Genomic DNA, 17,894 nt, shown 5'->3' with positions numbered 1-17,894 from the left:
AGGGCTGGTCTGCGCGGGAGCGCGGCGTCGTCGATGCCCGCACCTAGTATCTCCGTTCTCGGGGGCGATCCGAACAGGAGGGGTGGAGAAGCAGTGGAATTCACCGGCGGTGGACGCCTTGAGATCCGTGTCACCAGCGCTGACGTGGGAAAACGTGTCTCCGTTCGGTACGTGACCGACTCGGGCGAGGCGGGCGGCATGTTCACCGACGCGGTCGGGGTTCTCACATCCTGGGACAACGGGGTGCTGCTGATCACACGAAGGAGCGGCGAGGGCGTCCGGATCGCGGAATCCTCCCTGGTGGCGGGCAAGGTCGTGCCCGCCGCGCCGGCCCGCCGGCGGGGCCCGTCGGCCACCTTCCCGGAGCTGGCGCGGGCCACCGCGCGCGCGTGGCGGCCGGTCGAGGGCGAGATGCTCGGGGAGTGGACGCTGCGGGCCTCCGACGGATTCACCCGGCGGGCCAACTCCGTGCTCCCCCTGGGTGATCCGGGGCTCCCGGTCGCCGGGGCGCTGGCGTACGTACGGGAGTGGTACGCCGCCCGGAAGCTGCCCGCGTACGTCCAGACCGCGACCGGCGCCGAGGGCACGCAGGAGCTGCTCTGCGCCGAACTCGACCGGCTCGGCTGGCGGCGCGAGGTGTCCGCCGAGGTGCGGATCGCGGCGCTCGCCCCGATCGGGGACCTGGACGCCGACGTCTCCGCCGTCCGCCTCTCCCGCACCGCCGACGAGGCGTGGCTGCGCCGCTACCAGCGCTTCGAGGAGCCGGGTCCGGCGGTGCGGGAGGTCCTCGCCTCCGGTCCGAGCGCGTGGTTCGCGTCCGTGGCGGGCGCGGACGGGACACCGGCGGCCATCGGCCGCTGCGTCGTCGACGGGCGCTGGGCCGGCTTCATGGCCGTCGAGGTCGACCCGGCCCTCCGGCGCCGGGGCCTGGCCACGTCCGTGATGACCGCGCTCGCCCGCCGGGCCCTCGACGAGGGCGCGTCGGCGGCCTGGCTCCAGGTGGAGGCGGACAACGACGGCGCGCGGGCGCTGTACGACGGGATGGGCTTCGCGTCCCACCACCACTACCACCACTACCGATGGGCGGAGGCGTGACGGAGGAGGGGCCCCAGGGCGATCCGGCGGACGGGGCCGAGGACGATCCGGTGGACGGGGCCGAGGACGGGCCGGGGCGTGACCAGGAGCGCGCCCCGGGGCACGGCCCGGCGGGCGGTCGGGAGCACGGCCAGGAGCGCGGCCCGGCGGGCGGTCGGGAGCGCGATCGGGAGTACGGTCCGGCGGGCGGAGCCGAGGAGGAGCCCCCCGGGCCGCCCGACTGGCGGCGGAAGTTCGCGGAGGAGGCGCGGGCCGAGCGGCCCGACCTCGTGCGGCTCTGTCTGCTCATCGGGGCCGTGGCCGACCCCTCCGTCACCCGGCACGACCTCGACGCGGCCGAGATCGAGCTCGACCGGCTCGCCGGGCTCGTCCCGTACGCCACCCGCCTCACCGGCGACTGGGCCGTGGCGCTCGCCGCGCTCCTCGGCCGCCGCGAGGGGTTCGAGGGCGTGCCCGCCGACTACCAGCGCCTGGAGTCCTCGCTGCTCCACGAGGTGCTCCGGCGCCGCCGCGGGCTGCCGATCCTGCTCTCGGTCGTCTGGATGGAGGTCGCCCGCCGGGCCGGCGCGCCCGTGTACGGGCTCGGGCTGCCCGGCCACTTCGTCGTCGGCTTCGGCGACCCGGCCGACCTGGACCTCGCGGACCCGTTCGCGGGCGGGCGCGCCATGACCGGCGCGGACGCCGAGCTCCTGGTGGCGAGCGCCACCGGCGAGGCGCTCGACCGCTCGATGCTCCGGCCCGCCGAGCCCGGCGCGATCGTGCTGCGCGTCCTCAACAACATCCGCGCCTGGGCGTCCTCCCGCCCCGAGCGCTCCGGCGTCGCCCTGTGGGCGGTGGAGCTCGCCCTGCTCCTCCCCTCCCACCCGGCGAGGCTCCGCTACGAGCGCGCCGAGCTGCTCGTCCGGCGCGGGCAGTTCCTGACGGGCGCGGTGGAGATGGAGGCGTACGCGCAGGTGATGGACGCGGTGGATCCGGAGGCGGCGACCACCATCCGGCGGCGGGCCCTCGCGGCGCGGGCCCGGTTGAACTAGGGGGTGTCGTGGAACGGCCGCGGGGGCGGGTGGTCTCCCACCCGCCCCCGCGGCCGTTCGCGCTCGGACCGTCAGCCCTCGCCGGACAGGTCGATCGTCTTCGTGCGCTCGGCGGGCGTCTTGCCCAGGAGCGCGTCGCGCATCGCGAAGGCCACGTCGTCGGCGGAGACCTCGTGCTTGGTGCCGTCGCCCTTGGTGATCATGAGGCCGTCGAAGGCGCCGTCCAGGAGCCGCTCGATCGCCTTCTTGTCGTAGACCTCGACCAGCCGGCCGTCGACGGCCTTCATGGAGAGGATCTGCGGCAGCGACCGCGCCGGACCGAACTGGATCTCCTTGCCGCCCGCCCTGATCGTGATCCGGTCGGACATCGCGGGCTCCGCGAACTCCTTCATCGCCCGGTCCAGCTCGGCCTTGGTGACCGTCGGCTGGCGGGACGTCACCGGCAGCTCGACCACCTTGGCCTGGCCCGTCTCGACCTGGGCGCGGAAGGCGTCGCGGACCGAGTAGATCGAGCGCCGGACGTCCAGGCCCTTGCCGGGCTTGCCCTCGACCGGGGTCACCTTGTTCGGCGAGAAGAGGATCGTGCCCTCGGTCGCGGAGCCGGAGGCGCCCGCCAGGTCGGTCAGGGCGACGGCCAGCTTCTCCTCGTCGACCGGGAAGACCGGCTTGGCGACCCGGTCGCCGCCGAAGAGGGAGCCGATGACCGAGACGGGGTTGTAGTCGCTGCCCGCGGCGCCCCGGACGGTCTCCTGGCTGTCGAGGGAGAGGCCCGCCTTGTCCGGGGAGAGCTGGACCTTCTTGCCGCCGACGGAGAGCTGGAGCGGGGCGTGGGCGCGCTTGCCGAGCGCCGCCTCCAGCTTGTTGACGCCCTCCTCCTTCGTACCGCCGCCGATGTCCACGCCGAGCACGGTGGTGCCCTTGGGGACGTCGGAGTGGTTGAGGAGCAGTCCCGCGCCGTAGGCGACGCCGAGCAGGCCGACCAGCCCGGCGCCGACGAGGACCAGCTTGGAGCGGCCCTTCTTCGCCGGGGCCCGGCCGGCCGGAGGGGCCTGGCGCGCGGCCGGGGCGGGAGCGGGGACCGGGGCCAGCCGCTCCTCGATGCGCGGGGTGAGGTTCGGGCGGGCCGCCGCCGGCGGGACCACGGGGATGCCGCTGGTGAGCGTGTCGCCGGAGACGTGGCCCGCGGCCTCCGGGGCGCCCTGGCCGGGACCGCGGCCGGGGCCGGGCGCCGGGGCGGGCTGCTGGGGCGTCAGGATCGCGGTGTCGTCGGACATGCGGGGGGCTCCGCCGGGGAACGGGGAGCCGGCGCCCGGGACCTGCCCCTGGCCCTGCCCCCGTCCCTGCGCCTGTCCCTGTGCCCGTCCCTGGCCCGGGAAGGGGCCCTGGCCCGCGCCGACGGGGCCACCGGGGCCGCCGAGCGAGGCGGTGCCGGTGACCGGGCCGGTGGTCGGACCGGTCGGCGCCGCCGGACCGCGGTGGACGGGGGTGCCGCCGGCCGGGGTGCCGTCGTACGTCGGCGTGCCGCCGGAGGGCGTCCCGTCGTACTGCGGGACACCGCCCGCAGGGGTGCCGTCGTACGTCGGCGTGCCGCCCGCAGGAGTGCCGTCGTACATCGGCGTACCGCCCGCAGGCGTGCCGGTCTCGTACAGCGGGTTGCCCGGGACGGGGCCGGCCGGGGCCACCGGGCGGCTCGACGGGGCGCCGCCGACCGTCGGGACGCCCGAGGTCGCGGAGCCCGCGAAGCCCGTGCCCGGGGCGTCCGGGCCGGGCGCCGTCCGCTTCGGTCCCGGCGCGGGGGCCGGGGACGGCGCGGGAGCGGGCGCGGGGGGCGCGGACTTGCGCGGCGCGAACCAGTCGCTCGTCTCCTTCGCCTTCGGAGCGGCCTCCTCGGCCCTCGGCGGCTCCGGGGCCGCCACCGGCTCGGGCTCCGGCTCCACGACGGGGGCGGGCTCCGGCTCGGCCTCCGGCGCGGGCGCCTCGTTGACCGTCTTGCGGACCACGACCGGCGGGATCGGACGCGAACCCGGGATGTTGATCCGGATCCGGGTCGTCAGCGTCGTCTCGGTCTTGGGCTCCTCCGGCGGTGCGGACGCGGCGGCGGTCTCCTCCGGCGCGTCCTGCGTGGGGTGGAGCGACGGATACTGGCGGGAACCGTACGGCGGGGTGCCCGAGGGGTATGCGGCTCCACCGCGCCCCTGGGCGCCGGAGGACGAACTGTCAGTCTCTCGACCAGTTTCACGACTCAAAGCAGGATCTCCCGGTTGGCTCCACCGCCCGCTCTTGCTGGTGCTCGTGTGACCCGGGCGGTTCGGCGGCGCGCACCACCATACTGGCCGCCGCCGTCGCGCACCCGACCCCCGGGCCCCCGACGACGGGCAATCCGGCCGAAGTCGGGACGTCCCCGACCTCAAGTCCTCCTGTTCAACGGGTCGGTCGCGGCAGCCGGGACAGCGTGGCGCACATCACAGCGACACCCATGCCCCCGAAGAGGAAGAGCAGCTCGCCGACGCCCCCGCCGAACACCCCGTCGCCCTCGGGGCGTCCGAAGCTGAGCAGGACGACGGCGACGAGCCAGCCGACGCCCGCCGCGACCACGCCGGCCTGGGTGCCGGTGGCGCGCAGGCCGCCGTAGAAGAGGCCCCCGGTGGCGAGGAGTGCGAGGAGCAGGCCGGCGGGGAGCCAGGCGGCCTGGACGAGGGCGCCGGCGGCCCCGACGAGGGCGCCGAGGACGAGCAGGAGGACGTACCAGACGTAACAGACGGTGCGGGAGACGGGGAAGCCGTCGGATCCGGAACCGGACGACGAAGAACCGGACGACGGGGAACCGGACGCGCCGGGCCCGGACCGCGAGGAACCGGACGGCGAGGAACCGGACGCCCCGGAAGCGGAGGACGCGCGCCCGCGTCGGGGCGGATCCGGCGGGGAGGGGCTCACGCGGTCACCCCCGCGAAGAGGTCCGTCTCGCGCTCGCCCCCGGGGGCGCCGTGGACGCCCCGGACCAGCTCGTAGTACTCGGTGGTGAGGATCGGCTGCCCCAGGTCGTTGGAGAGGGCGAAGAAGGGCCCGTCGACCGCGACTTGGGTGGCGTGCGCGGCCATCGCGGCGCTCTTGCGGGCCGCCTGCTCCGGGGTCGCGGCGATCTCGGCCGTGATCCGGTCCTCGTCGACGACGCCGGGGACGTCGTCGGCGTCCGCGACCGCCGGGAAGGCGGAGCCCTCGGCGCGCAGCCGGGCGAAGCCGGCCTCGACGACGGGGCGCGGGACGCGGTTCCAGTAGACCTTGGCGATCGTGTGGGCCGGGCCGAGGTCGGGGCGGAAGTCCGGGTCCGCGGCCAGGTCGGCGGCGCGGGTGGCGACCCGGTGGGCCTGGATGTGGTCGGGGTGGCCGTAGCCGCCGTCGGGGTCGTAGGTGACCAGGACCTGCGGACGGGTCTCGCGGATCACCTCGACGAGGTACGGGGCGGCGGCGTCGACGTCCGTGTTCCAGAAGGCGCCGTCCCGCCCGTTCTGCTCGGCGCCCATCATCCCCGAGTCGCGGAAGCGCCCCGGGCCGCCGAGGAAGCGGTGGTCGGTGACGCCCAGCTCGGCCATCGCGGCGGCGAGTTCGCCGACGCGGTGCGGGCCGAGCCGGTCCTCGCGGTCCGGCGCCAGGTGGGCGAGGCCGGGCGGGATGACCTCGCCCTCCTCGCCGAGCGTGCAGGTGACGAGGGTGACGAGGGCGCCCTCGGCCGCGTACCTGGCCATGGTGACGCCGTTGTTGATCGACTCGTCGTCCGGGTGCGCGTGCACCAGGAGCAGCCGACGGGCGGGGAGATCGGACATGCCCCCACCCTACGAGACCCCGGGTCGCCGGACCGGGAGGAGACCCCGGGCCCGGGTGCTCAGAACTTGAGGCCGCCGATCATGCCCGCCACGTTGGTCGTGAGGGTGCTGATGGACGGAGCGATGGACGAGCTCGCCAGGTAGAAGCCCAGGAGCGCACAGATCGCCGCGTGCCCCGCCTTCAGACCGGATTTCCGGATCAGAAGGAAGACGACGATCGCCAGCAGCACCACCACGGAGATCGAGAGTGCCACGGCGGTTCACCTCCACACTTCTTCGGTCGGACTTCTTCGGTCGGTTCGTTCGGAGCGGTTCCGGCAAGGAGCAGAACGCATGTGCCAGACGGATGCCTACCCACCCAGCGCTACGGATCATAACTATCCGTGCCATCGCATCGATCGGCGGACGGAGGCACGAGGGGGGCGCACAGCGCTAGTTTCGGCCTCATGACCTTGTCTCGACAGCAGTCGGCCACACCCTCGGCCGGGCTCTCCTTCCCCCGCCAGTACGCCCGGACCCAGCGGTTCGCCCTGGGGGTCCCGCGCGGTTTCTCGGTCTCCCCGGACGGGGAGCGCGTGGTGTTCGTCAGATCCGCCTCCGGCACGGACCGTTCGCACCGGCTGTGGGTGCTCGACCTGCCGCCGGGGGGCGAGCCGGCGGAGCGGGTGGCGGCCGACCCGGAGGTGCTGCTCGCGGGCGCGGAGGAGGAGTTGTCCCCGCAGGAGCGGGCGCGGCGGGAGCGGAGCCGGGAGGGCTCGGCCGGGATCGTGGCGTACGCGGTGGACGGGGCCGTGGAGTTGGCGGCGTTCGCCCTGTCGGGGCGGCTGTTCGCGGCGGAGCTGCGGGCGGGGACGGCGCGGGAGCTTCCGGTGCCGGGGCCGGTGATCGACCCGCGTCCCTCGCCGGACGGGCGGCTCGTGGCGTACGTGGCGGAGGGCGCGCTGCGGGTGGTGGGCGCGGACGGCGCGGACGACCGGGCGCTGGCCGTTCCGGAGGACCCGCACGTCTCCTACGGATTGGCCGAATTCATCGCCTCGGAGGAGATGGGGCGGTATCGCGGCCACTGGTGGTCCCCGGGCTCGGACCGGCTGCTCGTGGCGCGGGTGGACGACCGGGCGGTGCGGTCCTGGTGGATCGCGGACCCGGCGCACCCGGAGCGGGAGCCGCAGCGGGTGGGCTACCCGGCGGCGGGGACGGACAACGCGGAGGTGCGGCTGTTCGTCCTGGGCCTCGACGGGTCGCGCGCGGAGGTGGAGTGGGACCGGGAGCGGTACCCGTACCTGGCGCGGGTCCACTGGTCGGCGGCCGGGGCGCCGCTGCTGCTCGTCCAGACGCGGGGGCAGCGCGAGCAGGCGCACCTGGCGGTGGACCCGGCGACCGGGGCGGTCTCGGCGGTGCTCGTGGAGGAGGACCCGGCGTGGCTGGAGCTGCTTCCGGGCGTGCCGGCGTGGAGCGCGGACGGGCGGCTCGTGCGGATCGCGGACGTCGCGGACGGCGGCGCGGACGTGGACACGGGAGACGGCGGGACGCGGGTCCTGGCCGTCGGGGACCGGGTCCTCACCGACGGGCGGCTGCACGTCCGGGCGGTCCTCGACGTCGGCCCCGGCGACGTCCTCGTGTCGGCCTCGGCGGGCGCGGGCGCGGAGGCGCCGGAGACCGGCGAGGTCCATGTGTACCGGGTGACGGAGGCGGGCGCCGAGCGGCTCTCCGAGGGCGTCGGCGTCCACGGCGCGGTGCGCGCGGGGGCGGTGACCGTCCTGGTGTCGGCGCGCCCGGACGAGCCGGGGAGCACGGCGCGGGTGCTGCGGGACGGCGAACGTGTCGCCGCGGTCGCCTCGTACGCGCAGCGGCCGGTGATCACCGCCCGGCCCCGGCTCACGGAGGCCGGGGCCCGGCGGATCCCGTGCGCGGTGCTGCTGCCCTCGGGGTACGCGGAGGGCGACGGGCCGCTGCCGGTCCTGATGGACCCGTACGGCGGCCCGCACGGGCAGCGGGTGGTGGCCGCGCACCACCCGCACCTGACGTCCCAGTGGTTCGCCGACCAGGGCTTCGCGGTGGTCGTGGCGGACGGGCGCGGCACGCCGGGTCGCTCCCCCGCCTGGGAGAAGGCGATCCTGCGCGACCTGACGCCGACCCTCGACGACCAGGTGGAGGCGCTGCACGCGCTCGCCGGGCGCTTCCCCCTCGACCTGGACCGGGTCGCGGTCCGGGGCTGGTCGTACGGCGGCTACCTGGCGGCGCGGGCGGTGCTGCGGCGGCCGGACGTCTTCCACGCGGCCGTCGTCGGGGCGCCGGTGACGGACTGGCGGCTCTACGACACGCACTACACGGAGCGGTACCTCGGCACCCCGCAGGACGACCCGGAGGTGTACGCGGCGCAGTCGCTGGTCACCGACGACGGGCTGTCGTCCCCGGAGGTGCCGGTCCGGCCGATGATGGTCGTGCACGGGCTCGCGGACGACAACGTGGTGGTGGGGCACGCGCTGCGGCTCTCCTCCGCGCTGCTCGCGGCGGGCCGCCCGCACGAGGTGCTGCCGCTGTCGGGGGTCACGCACATGACGCCGCAGGAGCAGGTGGCGGAGAACCTGCTCCTGCTCCAGGTGGACTTCCTGCGGCGGTCCCTCGGTCTCGACCGGGGCTGAGCCCGGGTCACCAGTGGGGCGGCCGGGGGTGCGGCGGGGGCGGGGACAGCGCCGCCGACGGGTGGGGGCCGGGCGCGGCGGCGGGGGCGCCGCGCCCGGCCAGGAGGACGAGGACGGCGACGCCCGCGAGCAGGCCGAGGACGGAGGTGAGGACGTCCGCCCGGTGCGGCGCGGGGAGGTCGGCGAGCCGTTCGAGGATCCCGTACCGCACGGCCCCGGCGGTCCCGGCGAGGCCGCGGGCGGTCAGGAACGCGCCGGCGAGCAGCCCGAAGGCGCGGCCGTGGCGGGCCCGCGCGAGGACGGAGCCGGCGGCCGTGGCGTACAGCGCGGCGAGGACGGCCGCCAGCCAGCCGGGCGGGGGCGCGAGAGCCGCCCCGACGACGGACCGGCCACCGGTGAACCGGTCGACGGTGATCTCGGAGGGCAGCCGGACGGCCCAGTACAGCTCCCAGCCGGCCGCGGTGAGGGCGGCGGCCGCGAGGAGGATCCCGGCGGCGACGGCGGGACCGGTGCGGGGGCGGCCGGGGAGCGGCTCGTACGGGGTCCGCGGCGGGCGGCGGCCGACGGCAGCGACGAGGACGAGACCGGCGGCGAGGGCCAGTTCGAGCAGGGCGGTGACGAGGGCCCCGCTCCCGGGCGTCCAGAGGCCGGGCAGGCGCAGGGCGAGGGTGGCGGTGCCGGTGGCGGCGAGCGCGGAGGCGGCGTGCGGCGAGCGGAGGGCGGCGACGGCGGTCGCCGCGGAGGCGACGAGGAGCACCGGGTCGACCAGGGAGGTGGCGGCGTGCCCGCGGGCGAGGAAGAACCGGTCCCCGGCCCAGTACCACGCGAGGTCGGCGGGCGAGCCGAGCGCGGCAAGGTCCTGGAGGATCCACACGGCGGCGACGAGGACGAGCGCGCCGCTGAGCGCGGCGCCGGTGAGTCGTGCCGGTCGTGTCACAGTCACGGCTTCGATACTCACGGTCGTGACCGGCCGAAACAAGCGGTTCCGGATATCCGGGGAGCGCGGGCGGCCGGCCGGGGCGCGCGAGGCGCTCCGGCCGGCCCACGGCACCCGCACGGCCGTACGCCGTGCAGCTTGGCGCGTCCGTATATCGGAGCCGAGTCGGGCGGGTTGCCCGGGTGTTAAGGGGTGCCGGGGGGCGGGGGGCCCGTCCTCGGGGGATCCGTCCTGTGGGGGTCCGTCCCCGGGAGGTCCGTCCCCGGGGCGTCGTCCTCCGGGCGGAGGAGGTGGCTGCCTCCCGGGGGCGGGGCGCCGCCCTCCGGCGGGGTCCCGGCGCCGGCCTCTCCCGGCTTCTCCAGGACCGGAGCACTGTCCCCCGGCTTCTCCAGGACCGCCCGGTGCTCCTCCGCGACCACGTGCTTCTCCTCCGCGAAGTGGCAGGCCGAGTCGTGGCGGGCCGGGCTGTCGGTGAGGCGGAAGACGGCCGGGACGGCGAGGAGCGGCACCTCCTGGGCGCAGCGTTCCCGCGCCTTCCAGCAGCGGGTGCGGAAGCGGCAGCCGGAGGGGATGTTCGCCGGGGAGGGCACGTCCCCGGTGAGGATGATCCGCTCGCGGTGGGCGCGCGCCTCGGGGTCGGGGACGGGGACGGCGGAGAGCAGCGCCTGCGTGTAGGGGTGGGTGGGGTGGTCGTAGATCTGGGCGTCGGTGCCGATCTCGACGATCCGGCCGAGGTACATGACGCCGACCCGGTCGGAGATGTGCCGCACGATGGACAGGTCGTGGGCGATGAACACGTACGACAGGGAGAACTCGTCCTGGAGCTTCTCCATCAGGTTGATGACCTGGGCCTGGACGGAGACGTCGAGGGCGGAGACCGGTTCGTCCGCGACGATGACCTCGGGCTGGAGGGCGAGGCCGCGGGCGATGCCGATGCGCTGGCGCTGGCCGCCGGAGAACTGGTGCGGATAGCGGTTGATGTACTCGGGGTTGAGGCCGACGACGTCCAGGAGGTCCTGGACCTTGCGGCGCCGGTCGCCCTTGGGGGCCACCTCGGGGTGGATCTCGTACGGCTCGCCGATGATGTCGCCGACGGTCATGCGCGGGTTGAGCGAGGTGTACGGGTCCTGGAAGACCATCTGGATGTTGCGCCGGACCGCCTTCAGGGCGCGCGCGGAGAGCGTGGTGATGTCCTCGCCCTTGTAGCGGATGGTGCCGGAGGTGGGCCGTTCCAGGTTGACCAGCATCTTCGCGACGGTCGACTTGCCGCAGCCGGACTCGCCGACGATGCCGAGGGTCTCGCCGGCGACGAGGTCGAAGTCGACGCCGTCGACGGCCTTGACGGCGCCGACCTGCTTCTTGAAGAGGACGCCCTGGGTGAGCGGGTAGTGCTTGTGGAGGTCCCGGACTTCGAGAATCGCCTCAGCCATGGAGGCACTCCTTCCAGAAGTGGCAGGCGCTGGCGCGCGGCACCGGGGACTCGGTCACCTCGTACAGCGGGGGCTCGTCGGTCCGGCAGACGTCCTGGGCCATCGGGCAGCGCGGGTTGAAGGCGCAGCCGGGCGGGATGTGCAGCAGGTTGGGCGGCAGGCCCTTGATCGCGTAGAGCTCCTGGCCCTTCTGGTCCAGGCGCGGGATCGATTCGAGCAGGCCCTTGGTGTAGGGGTGGGCGGGGGCCTTGTAGATCTCGTGGACGGGGGCCTGTTCGACGATCCGGCCCGCGTACATCACGGCGATCTTGTCGGCCACGTCGGCGACGACGCCGAGGTCGTGGGTGATGAGGATGAGGCCCATGTTCAGCTCGCGTCGGAGCTCGGCGAGCAGGTCCATGACCTGGGCCTGGACGGTGACGTCGAGGGCGGTGGTGGGCTCGTCCGCGATGATCAGGTCCGGTTCCAGGGCGAGCGCCATGGCGATCATGATGCGCTGGCGCATGCCGCCGGAGAACTGGTGCGGGTACTGGCCGACGCGCTCCTTGGCGGCGGGGATGCGGACCCGGTCCATCAGCTCGACGGCCTTGGCCCGGGAGTCCTTCCGGGACATCCCCCGGTGGACCTGGAACATCTCGCCGAGCTGGTCGCCGACGCTGAGGACGGGGTTGAGGGAGGACAGCGCGTCCTGGAAGACCATCGCCATCCGGGCGCCCCGGATCTTGCGCCGCTCGTCCTCCCTGAGCTTCAGGAGGTCCTGGCCCCGGAAGAGGATCTCGCCCTGCGTGATCCTTCCCGGCGGGACGTCGAGGATGCCCATGACGGCCTGGGCGGTGACGGACTTGCCGGAGCCGGACTCGCCGAGGACGGCCAGGGTCTCCCCCGCGTCGACGGAGTAGTCGACGCCGTTGACCGCCTTGGCCACCCCGTCCCGGGTGTGGAACTCCACGTGCAGGTCGCGCACTTCGAGCAGCATGGGTCCCTACCTCAGCTTGGGGTCGAGGGCGTCGCGGACGGCGTCGCCGAGCATGATGAAGGCGAGCACCGTGACGGCCAGCGCGCCGGCCGGCCAGAGCAGCATGTGCGGGGCGTTGCGGATGTACTGCGAGGCCGAGGAGATGTCGATGCCCCAGGAGACGGTGGGGGGCTTGAGGCCGACGCCGAGGAAGGAGAGCGTGGCCTCCAGGGAGATGTACGTGCCGAGGGCGATGGTGGCGACGACGATCACCGGGGCCACGGCGTTGGGCGTGATGTGCCGGAGCAGCATCCGGGAGTTGGAGGCGCCGAGCGCGCGGGCGGCCTGGACGTAGTCGTTCTGCTTGGCGGTGATGACGGAGCCGCGGGCGATGCGGGAGATCTGCGGCCAGCCGAGCAGCACCATGAAGCCGATGACGGGCCAGACGCTGTTGTTGCTGACGACGGAGAGGAGGACCAGGCCGCCGAGGACGACGGGGATGGCGAAGAAGATGTCGGTGATCCGGGAGAGGAAGCCGTCCCAGGCGCCGCCGTAGAAGCCGGCGAGGCCGCCGAGGACCGAGCCGAGGAGGGTCACGCCGAGGGTGGCGAGGACGCCGACCTGGATGGAGGCCCTGGCTCCGTAGACCGTGCGGGTGTAGACGTCGCAGCCCTGGCCGTTGAAGCCGAAGGGGTGGCCGGGCTGGGAGCCCTCCTGGGCCTTGGAGAGGTCGCAGTCCAGCGGGTTGCCGCTCGCGATGAGCTGCGGCCAGATGGCGATGACCACCAGGAAGAGGATGACCAGGCCGGAGACGATGAAGATCGGGTTGCGGCGCAGGTCGTGCCAGGCGTCGGACCAGAGGGAGCGGGCCTTCTTGTCGGGTCCGGTGCCGTCGGGGCCGCCGGGGACCCTCTCCAGGGTCTCGGCCTCGGACATCGCGAGGTCGGTGGCGCCTCCGGCCCCGGTCGAGGCGATGGCCGATCCCTCGTCGTGGTGCTCGGGCATCTCAGGCATAGCGGATCCTCGGGTCAAGGACGGCGTACAGGAGGTCGACGAGCAGGTTGGCCACCAGGAAGACCAGGACGAGGACGGTCACGAAGCCGACCACGGTCTGGGTGTTCTGGCGGAGGATGCCCTGGTAGAGCTGGTAGCCGACCCCGTGGATGTTGAAGATCCGCTCGGTGACGATGGCGCCGCCCATGAGCGCGCCGATGTCGGTGCCGATGAAGGTGACGACGGGGATGAGGCTGTTGCGCAGCAGGTGCCGGGTGATGACCCGGCGGCGGGGCAGGCCCTTGGCGACGGCGGTGCGGACGTAGTCGGCGCGCTTGTTCTCGGCGATCGAGGTCCGGGTGAGCCGGGTGACGTAGGCGAGCGACACGGAGGCGAGGACCAGGCCGGGGACGATCAGTTCGTCGAAGGGGGCCTCGGAGGAGACCGAGGGGTCGATCCACTTCCACTTGACGCCGAGGAGGAGCTGGACGAGCAGGCCGGTGACGAAGGTCGGGACGGAGATGACGACCAGGGTGAGCAGCAGCACGCCGGTGTCGACGGGGCGGCCGCGCTTGAGGCCGGTGAGGACGCCGAGGCTGATGCCGATGAGGATCTCGAAGACGATGGCGACGATGGTGAGGCGGATGGTGACCGGGAAGGCGTCGGCCATCAGCTCGGTGACCTCCTGGCCGTTGAAGGCCGTGCCGAAGTCGCCGGTGAAGACGTTGCCCATGTAGGTCAGGTATTGCTGCCAGACCGGCTTGTCGAGGCCGAACTCCTTCTTGAGCTGGGCGGCGGTCGCCGGGTCGCACTGGCGGTCGCCGCACAGTCCGGCGACGGGGTCGCCCATCACGTTCACCATCAGGAAGATCAGCAGCGTGGCGCCGAAGAAGACCGGGATCATCTGCAGCAGTCGCCGGATCACGTATCGACCCATGGGGGACTCCGGGGGTTGGCTCCGGGAAGGGATGCGGGAAGGCGTACGGCCCGGCGCGGGGGTCCGCGGGCCGGGCCGTCGGCCTTGCTACGCCGTCAGTTCACCTTGATCTGGTCGTAGACCGGGACGCTGAAGGGGTTCAGGGTCACGTTGCTCACGCGCTCCGAGTAGCCGGCGCTGCCGTTCTGGTACCAGAGCGGGATGGCGCCCATGTCGTCGCGGAGGACTTCCTCGGCCCGCTGGAAGAGTCCGACGGCCTTGGCGGTGTCGGCCTCGGCGTTGGCCTGGTTCACCAGCTTGTCGAACTCGGGGTTCGTCCACTTGCCGTCGTTGGACGAGGCGTTGGTGTAGTACAGCGGCTGGAGGAAGTTCTGGATGAGCGGGTAGTCCATCTGCCAGCCGGCGCGGAACGGACCGGTGAGCTTCTGCGTGGTGACCTGGTTGCGGTAGTCGGCGAAGGTGCCGACGGGGTTGCCGACGCAGGCGCGGTCGTTGCCGAGGGCCCGGTTGATGGAGTTGCAGACCGCGTCCACCCACTCCTTGTGGCTGCCGGTGTCGGCGTTGTACGAGATCTTCATGGTGCCGCCGGGGATGCCGCCGCCCTCGGCGACCAGCTTCTTCGCCTCGGCGGCGTCGTACTTGCAGAGGTCGCCGCAGACGTCCTTGAAGCCGCCGTCCTCGCCGAGGACGGGCGAGGTCCAGTCGACGGCGGGGGTGCGGGTCTTCTGGAAGATCGTCTCGGTGATCTGGTTCCGGTCGATCGCCCGTGACAGGCCCTGGCGGAGCTTCGCCTGGTTCGGCTTGTTCCAGTTCGCGTCGTAGAACGGGAAGGAGAGGGTCTGGATGATGCCGGCGGGCACGTTGATGTACCGGTCGCCGAGGTCGGCCTCGACGTTCTTGAGCTGGGCGGCGGGGACGTCGTCGACGAGGTCGAGGTTGCCGGCGATCAGGTCGGTGTAGGCGGTGTTGTTGTCGGTGTAGACCTTGAGGGTCACGCCGCCGTTCTGCGCCTTGTCGCTGCCGGGGTAGGCGTCCCACTTCTTCAGGACCATCTGGGACCCCTTGGAGTAGGAGTCGATGGTGTACGGGCCGTTGCCGACGGGCTTCGAGAGCCAGCCGGCGTGGTCGCTGAAGAAGGTCTGGGGCAGCGGGGCGAAGGCCGCGTAGCCGAGGGTGACGGGCCAGGTGGAGAACTTCTGGGTGAGCTTGACCGTGAAGGTGCGGTCGCCGGTGACCTTGAGGCCGGACATGGTCTCGGCGGTGGGCTCGCCCTTCTCGGGGTGGACCTGGTCGTAGCCCTGGATCTGGCCGAAGAAGTAGGCGTTCTTCTGGTTGTTCTTCAGGTGGGCGCCGTAGTTCCAGGCGTCGACGAAGGACTTGGCGGTGACCTTCTCGCCGTTGGAGAAGGTCCAGCCGTCCTTGACGGTGACGGTGAAGTTCGTCGAGTCCGTGGTCTCGATCTTCTCGGCGAGCATGTCCTTGGCCTCGCCGGTCTTGGGGTCGTACTGCTTGAGCCCCCGGAAGATCATGGACAGGACCTTGCCGCCCTGGACCTCGTTGGTGTTGGCGGGCTCCAGCGGGTTCTGCGGGTCGCCCCACGAGGAGGACACGACGCCGTCGGCCCCTCCGCCGCCGCCGCTGTCGCCGCCGCCGCAGGCGGTCGCCGCGAGGGCGACGGCGGTGGCCAGAGCGGCCCACTTGGCGTGCGTGGCTCCGCGCATGGAGTGCCTCCCGTATGTACCGATTCGCACTGAGAGCCCCAATATCACCCCGCATCAGCGCGCCTGCACGTTGTCGGCGCCCATCAGTGCGACGGCGGGGGCGCACGGAAAACGGCCGGCTCCCGGCGCCGTGGGGCGCCGGGAGCCGGCCGTGCGGAACCGCGCGGGTGTCAGTGCACCGGGACGACCTGCTTCTCCTCGGCGAAGTGGCACGCCGAGGGGTGGGCGGCCGGGGTGTCCTGGCCCTGGAAGACGGCCGGCACCGCGAGGAGCGGCACCTCCTGGGCGCAGCGCTCCTGCGCCTTCCAGCAGCGGGTGCGGAAGCTGCAGCCCGACGGCGGGTTCGCCGGCGAGGGCACGTCACCGGTGAGGATGATCCGCTCGCGGTGCGCGCGGGCCTCCGGGTCCGGCACCGGCACCGCGGAGAGCAGCGCCTGCGTGTACGGGTGCGTCGGGTGCTCGTAGATCTGCGCGTCCGTACCGATCTCGGCCATCTTGCCGAGGTACATGACGCCGACGCGGTCCGAGATGTGCCGGACGATCGACAGGTCGTGCGCGATGAAGAGGTAGGAGAGGTTGAACTCGTCCTGGAGCTTCTCCATCAGGTTGATGACCTGGGCCTGGACGGAGACGTCCAGGGCCGAGACCGGCTCGTCGCAGATGATGATCTCGGGGTTGAGCGCGAGGCCGCGGGCGATGCCGATGCGCTGGCGCTGACCGCCGGAGAACTGGTGAGGGTACCGGTTGATGTACTCCGGGTTCAGACCGACGACGTCCAGGAGCTCCTGCACCTTGCGGCGCCGGTCGCCCTTCGGGGCCACCTCGGGGTGGATGTCGAAGGGCTCGCCGATGATGTCGCCGACCGTCATGCGCGGGTTGAGCGAGGTGTACGGGTCCTGGAACACCATCTGGATGTTCCGGCGGACCGCCTTCAGGGCGCGCCCGGACAGCTTGGTGATGTCCTGGCCCTTGTAGAAGACCTCGCCCGCGGTGGCCCGCTCCAGGTTCATCAGGAGCTTGGCGACCGTGGACTTGCCGCAGCCGGACTCGCCCACGATGCCGAGGGTCTCGCCCTGGTAGAGGTCGAAGGAGACCCCGTCCACGGCCTTGACCGCGCCGACCTGCTTCTTGAAGAGGACGCCCTGCGTCAGCGGGAAGTGCTTCTTCAGACCGCGCACCTGGAGGATCGGCTCGCCGCGGCCCACGGGGGCCTCGATGGCGGCGACCAGAGCCTCTTCGTTGGCGGCGGCCACGGCCTCGTCGTTCTTGCCGAGGTCAGCCATGGATCGTCTCCTTCCAGAAGTGGCAGGCGCTCTTGCGGCCCGGAAGGTCCGTGCCGTCCTGCTCGGTGACCGGCACCAGGGCCGGGATCTCCGTGCGGCAGATGTCCTCGGCCTTCGGGCAGCGCGGGTTGAAGGCGCAGCCGGTGGGGACGCGGAGCAGGTTGGGCGGCAGGCCCTTGATCGCGTAGAGCTCCTGGCCCTTCTGGTCCAGGCGCGGGATCGAGTCGAGGAGACCGCGGGTGTACGGGTGGGCCGGGCGCTTGTACAGCTCGTGCACGGGCGCCTGCTCGACGATCCGGCCGGCGTACATCACGGCGATCTTGTCCGCGACGTCGGCGACGACGCCGAGGTCATGGGTGATCAGGATCAGGCCCATGTTGTATTCCTGCTGGAGCTCCGCGAGGAGGTCCATGACCTGGGCCTGGACGGTCACGTCGAGAGCCGTGGTGGGCTCGTCGGCGATGATCAGGTCCGGCTCCAGGGCGAGCGCCATGGCGATCATGATGCGCTGGCGCATGCCGCCGGAGAACTGGTGGGGGTAGTCGGTGACCCGGGCCTTGGCGGCCGGGATCTTGACCTTGTCCATCAGCTCGATGGCCTTGAGCCGGGCGTCCTTCTTGGACAGGCCCTGGTGGACCCGGAACATCTCGCCGAGCTGGTAGCCGACGTTGAGGACCGGGTTCAGGGAGGACAGCGCGTCCTGGAAGATCATCGCGATCTTGCGGCCGCGGATCTTCCGGCGCTCCTCCTCGGACATCTTCAGCATGTCCTGGCCGCGGAACAGGATCTCGCCCTGCGGGATCTTGCCGGGGGGCATGTCGAGGATGCCCATGATGGCCTGCGCGGTGACGGACTTGCCGGAGCCGGACTCGCCGAGAACGGCGAGGGTCTCGCCGGCGTTCACCGAGTAGTTGACGCCGTTGACCGCCTTGGCCACGCCGTCACGGGTGTGGAACTCCACGTGCAGGTCGCGGACTTCGAGCAGCGGTCCGGTGCCGGACCCGTCGCGCGGCGCGGGGACGGCCGCGGTCTTGTCGATGATGCTCATC

15 protein-coding genes are annotated in these 17,894 nt (G+C 73.0%); 3 read left to right on the top strand and 12 right to left on the bottom strand.

Features of this window, described 5'->3' with window-relative positions; translation table 11 throughout:
- Positions 1–93: 93 nt before the first annotated feature.
- The gene (locus tag ACFYNX_RS18340; RefSeq protein ID WP_388662487.1) at positions 94–1,095 is read left to right on the top strand and encodes a GNAT family N-acetyltransferase; all 1,002 of its coding nucleotides are present in this window, start codon (positions 94–96) and stop codon (positions 1,093–1,095) included.
- Entirely contained in the window at positions 1,092–2,126 is a 1,035-nt protein-coding gene (locus tag ACFYNX_RS18335) for a tetratricopeptide repeat protein (protein WP_388662485.1), read from the top strand. Before ACFYNX_RS18340 ends, ACFYNX_RS18335 begins: the two co-directional genes overlap by 4 nt.
- A 71-nt stretch (positions 2,127–2,197) precedes the next feature.
- Here the strand turns inward: ACFYNX_RS18335 and ACFYNX_RS18330 are convergent, their stop codons facing one another.
- The 4 genes from ACFYNX_RS18330 to ACFYNX_RS18315 all read right to left on the bottom strand — a co-directional run bounded on the left by ACFYNX_RS18330 (position 2,198) and on the right by ACFYNX_RS18315 (position 6,201).
- On the bottom strand, positions 2,198–3,739 hold the full coding sequence (locus ACFYNX_RS18330) for a hypothetical protein (RefSeq protein WP_388662589.1): 1,542 nt from the start codon (positions 3,737–3,739) through the stop codon (positions 2,198–2,200).
- A gap of 808 nt (positions 3,740–4,547) precedes the next feature.
- On the bottom strand, positions 4,548–5,060 hold the full coding sequence (locus ACFYNX_RS18325; RefSeq protein ID WP_388662483.1) for a DUF6113 family protein: 513 nt from the start codon (positions 5,058–5,060) through the stop codon (positions 4,548–4,550).
- The gene (gene mshB, locus ACFYNX_RS18320; protein ID WP_388662481.1) at positions 5,057–5,947 is read right to left on the bottom strand and encodes an N-acetyl-1-D-myo-inositol-2-amino-2-deoxy-alpha-D-glucopyranoside deacetylase; all 891 of its coding nucleotides are present in this window, start codon (positions 5,945–5,947) and stop codon (positions 5,057–5,059) included. The genes ACFYNX_RS18325 and mshB overlap by 4 nt, the downstream gene beginning before the upstream one ends.
- A 59-nt stretch (positions 5,948–6,006) precedes the next feature.
- Complete coding sequence (locus tag ACFYNX_RS18315; RefSeq protein ID WP_053640878.1) at positions 6,007–6,201, bottom strand: hypothetical protein; 195 nt, start codon at positions 6,199–6,201, stop codon at positions 6,007–6,009.
- A gap of 192 nt (positions 6,202–6,393) precedes the next feature.
- On the opposite strand from ACFYNX_RS18315, the gene ACFYNX_RS18310 reads away from it, so the two are divergent.
- Positions 6,394–8,589: a prolyl oligopeptidase family serine peptidase gene (locus ACFYNX_RS18310; protein WP_388662479.1), complete on the top strand. Its 2,196-nt coding sequence runs from the start codon at positions 6,394–6,396 to the stop codon at positions 8,587–8,589.
- Positions 8,590–8,596: 7 nt separating this feature from the next.
- On the opposite strand, the gene ACFYNX_RS18305 is transcribed toward ACFYNX_RS18310, so the two are convergent.
- The 8 genes from ACFYNX_RS18305 to ACFYNX_RS18270 form a co-directional block, all read right to left on the bottom strand.
- Complete coding sequence (locus ACFYNX_RS18305) at positions 8,597–9,532, bottom strand: hypothetical protein (protein WP_388662477.1); 936 nt, start codon at positions 9,530–9,532, stop codon at positions 8,597–8,599.
- Between the two features lie 179 nt (positions 9,533–9,711).
- Positions 9,712–10,956, bottom strand: a complete 1,245-nt coding sequence (locus ACFYNX_RS18300; protein ID WP_388662475.1) for an ABC transporter ATP-binding protein — start codon at positions 10,954–10,956, stop codon at positions 9,712–9,714.
- Positions 10,949–11,932: an ABC transporter ATP-binding protein gene (locus ACFYNX_RS18295; RefSeq protein ID WP_388662473.1), complete on the bottom strand. Its 984-nt coding sequence runs from the start codon at positions 11,930–11,932 to the stop codon at positions 10,949–10,951. The genes ACFYNX_RS18300 and ACFYNX_RS18295 overlap by 8 nt, the downstream gene beginning before the upstream one ends.
- Positions 11,933–11,938: 6 nt before the next feature.
- Positions 11,939–12,925, bottom strand: coding sequence for an ABC transporter permease (locus tag ACFYNX_RS18290; protein ID WP_365546117.1), 987 nt, complete (start codon positions 12,923–12,925; stop codon positions 11,939–11,941).
- On the bottom strand, positions 12,918–13,841 hold the full coding sequence (locus ACFYNX_RS18285) for an ABC transporter permease (protein ID WP_365546114.1): 924 nt from the start codon (positions 13,839–13,841) through the stop codon (positions 12,918–12,920). The genes ACFYNX_RS18290 and ACFYNX_RS18285 overlap by 8 nt, the downstream gene beginning before the upstream one ends.
- 95 nt (positions 13,842–13,936) lie before the next feature.
- Entirely contained in the window at positions 13,937–15,562 is a 1,626-nt protein-coding gene (locus ACFYNX_RS18280) for an ABC transporter substrate-binding protein (RefSeq protein ID WP_388662470.1), read from the bottom strand.
- A gap of 170 nt (positions 15,563–15,732) precedes the next feature.
- Positions 15,733–16,845, bottom strand: a complete 1,113-nt coding sequence (locus tag ACFYNX_RS18275) for a dipeptide ABC transporter ATP-binding protein (RefSeq protein ID WP_365546108.1) — start codon at positions 16,843–16,845, stop codon at positions 15,733–15,735.
- Positions 16,838–17,893 carry an ABC transporter ATP-binding protein gene (locus ACFYNX_RS18270; RefSeq protein ID WP_365546105.1) on the bottom strand — a complete coding sequence of 352 codons (1,056 nt, stop codon included), beginning with the start codon at positions 17,891–17,893 and terminating at the stop codon, positions 16,838–16,840. Before ACFYNX_RS18270 ends, ACFYNX_RS18275 begins: the two co-directional genes overlap by 8 nt.
- Between the last annotated feature and the right edge of the window lies 1 nt (position 17,894).

The organism is Streptomyces sp. NPDC007872 (assembly GCF_042868165.1).
Taxonomy (GTDB): Bacteria; Actinomycetota; Actinomycetes; order Streptomycetales; family Streptomycetaceae; genus Streptomyces.
The sequence above is the reverse complement of the archived record's forward strand: the minus strand, read 5'-3'. Positions and strand labels throughout refer to the sequence as shown.

Excerpts from the sequence above, each read along its gene's own strand:
- ACFYNX_RS18330 (WP_388662589.1), bottom strand. The coding sequence starts at position 3,739 with ATGTACGACGGCACTCCTGCGGGCGGCACGCCGACGTACGACGGCACC.
- mshB (WP_388662481.1), bottom strand. The coding sequence starts at position 5,947 with ATGTCCGATCTCCCCGCCCGTCGGCTGCTCCTGGTGCACGCGCACCCG.
- ACFYNX_RS18310 (WP_388662479.1), top strand. The coding sequence starts at position 6,394 with ATGACCTTGTCTCGACAGCAGTCGGCCACACCCTCGGCCGGGCTCTCC.
- ACFYNX_RS18300 (WP_388662475.1), bottom strand. The coding sequence starts at position 10,956 with ATGGCTGAGGCGATTCTCGAAGTCCGGGACCTCCACAAGCACTACCCG.
- ACFYNX_RS18295 (WP_388662473.1), bottom strand. The coding sequence starts at position 11,932 with ATGCTGCTCGAAGTGCGCGACCTGCACGTGGAGTTCCACACCCGGGAC.
- ACFYNX_RS18290 (WP_365546117.1), bottom strand. The coding sequence starts at position 12,925 with ATGCCTGAGATGCCCGAGCACCACGACGAGGGATCGGCCATCGCCTCG.
- ACFYNX_RS18285 (WP_365546114.1), bottom strand. The coding sequence starts at position 13,841 with ATGGGTCGATACGTGATCCGGCGACTGCTGCAGATGATCCCGGTCTTC.
- ACFYNX_RS18280 (WP_388662470.1), bottom strand. The coding sequence starts at position 15,562 with ATGCGCGGAGCCACGCACGCCAAGTGGGCCGCTCTGGCCACCGCCGTC.
- ACFYNX_RS18275 (WP_365546108.1), bottom strand. The coding sequence starts at position 16,845 with ATGGCTGACCTCGGCAAGAACGACGAGGCCGTGGCCGCCGCCAACGAA.
- ACFYNX_RS18270 (WP_365546105.1), bottom strand. The coding sequence starts at position 17,893 with ATGAGCATCATCGACAAGACCGCGGCCGTCCCCGCGCCGCGCGACGGG.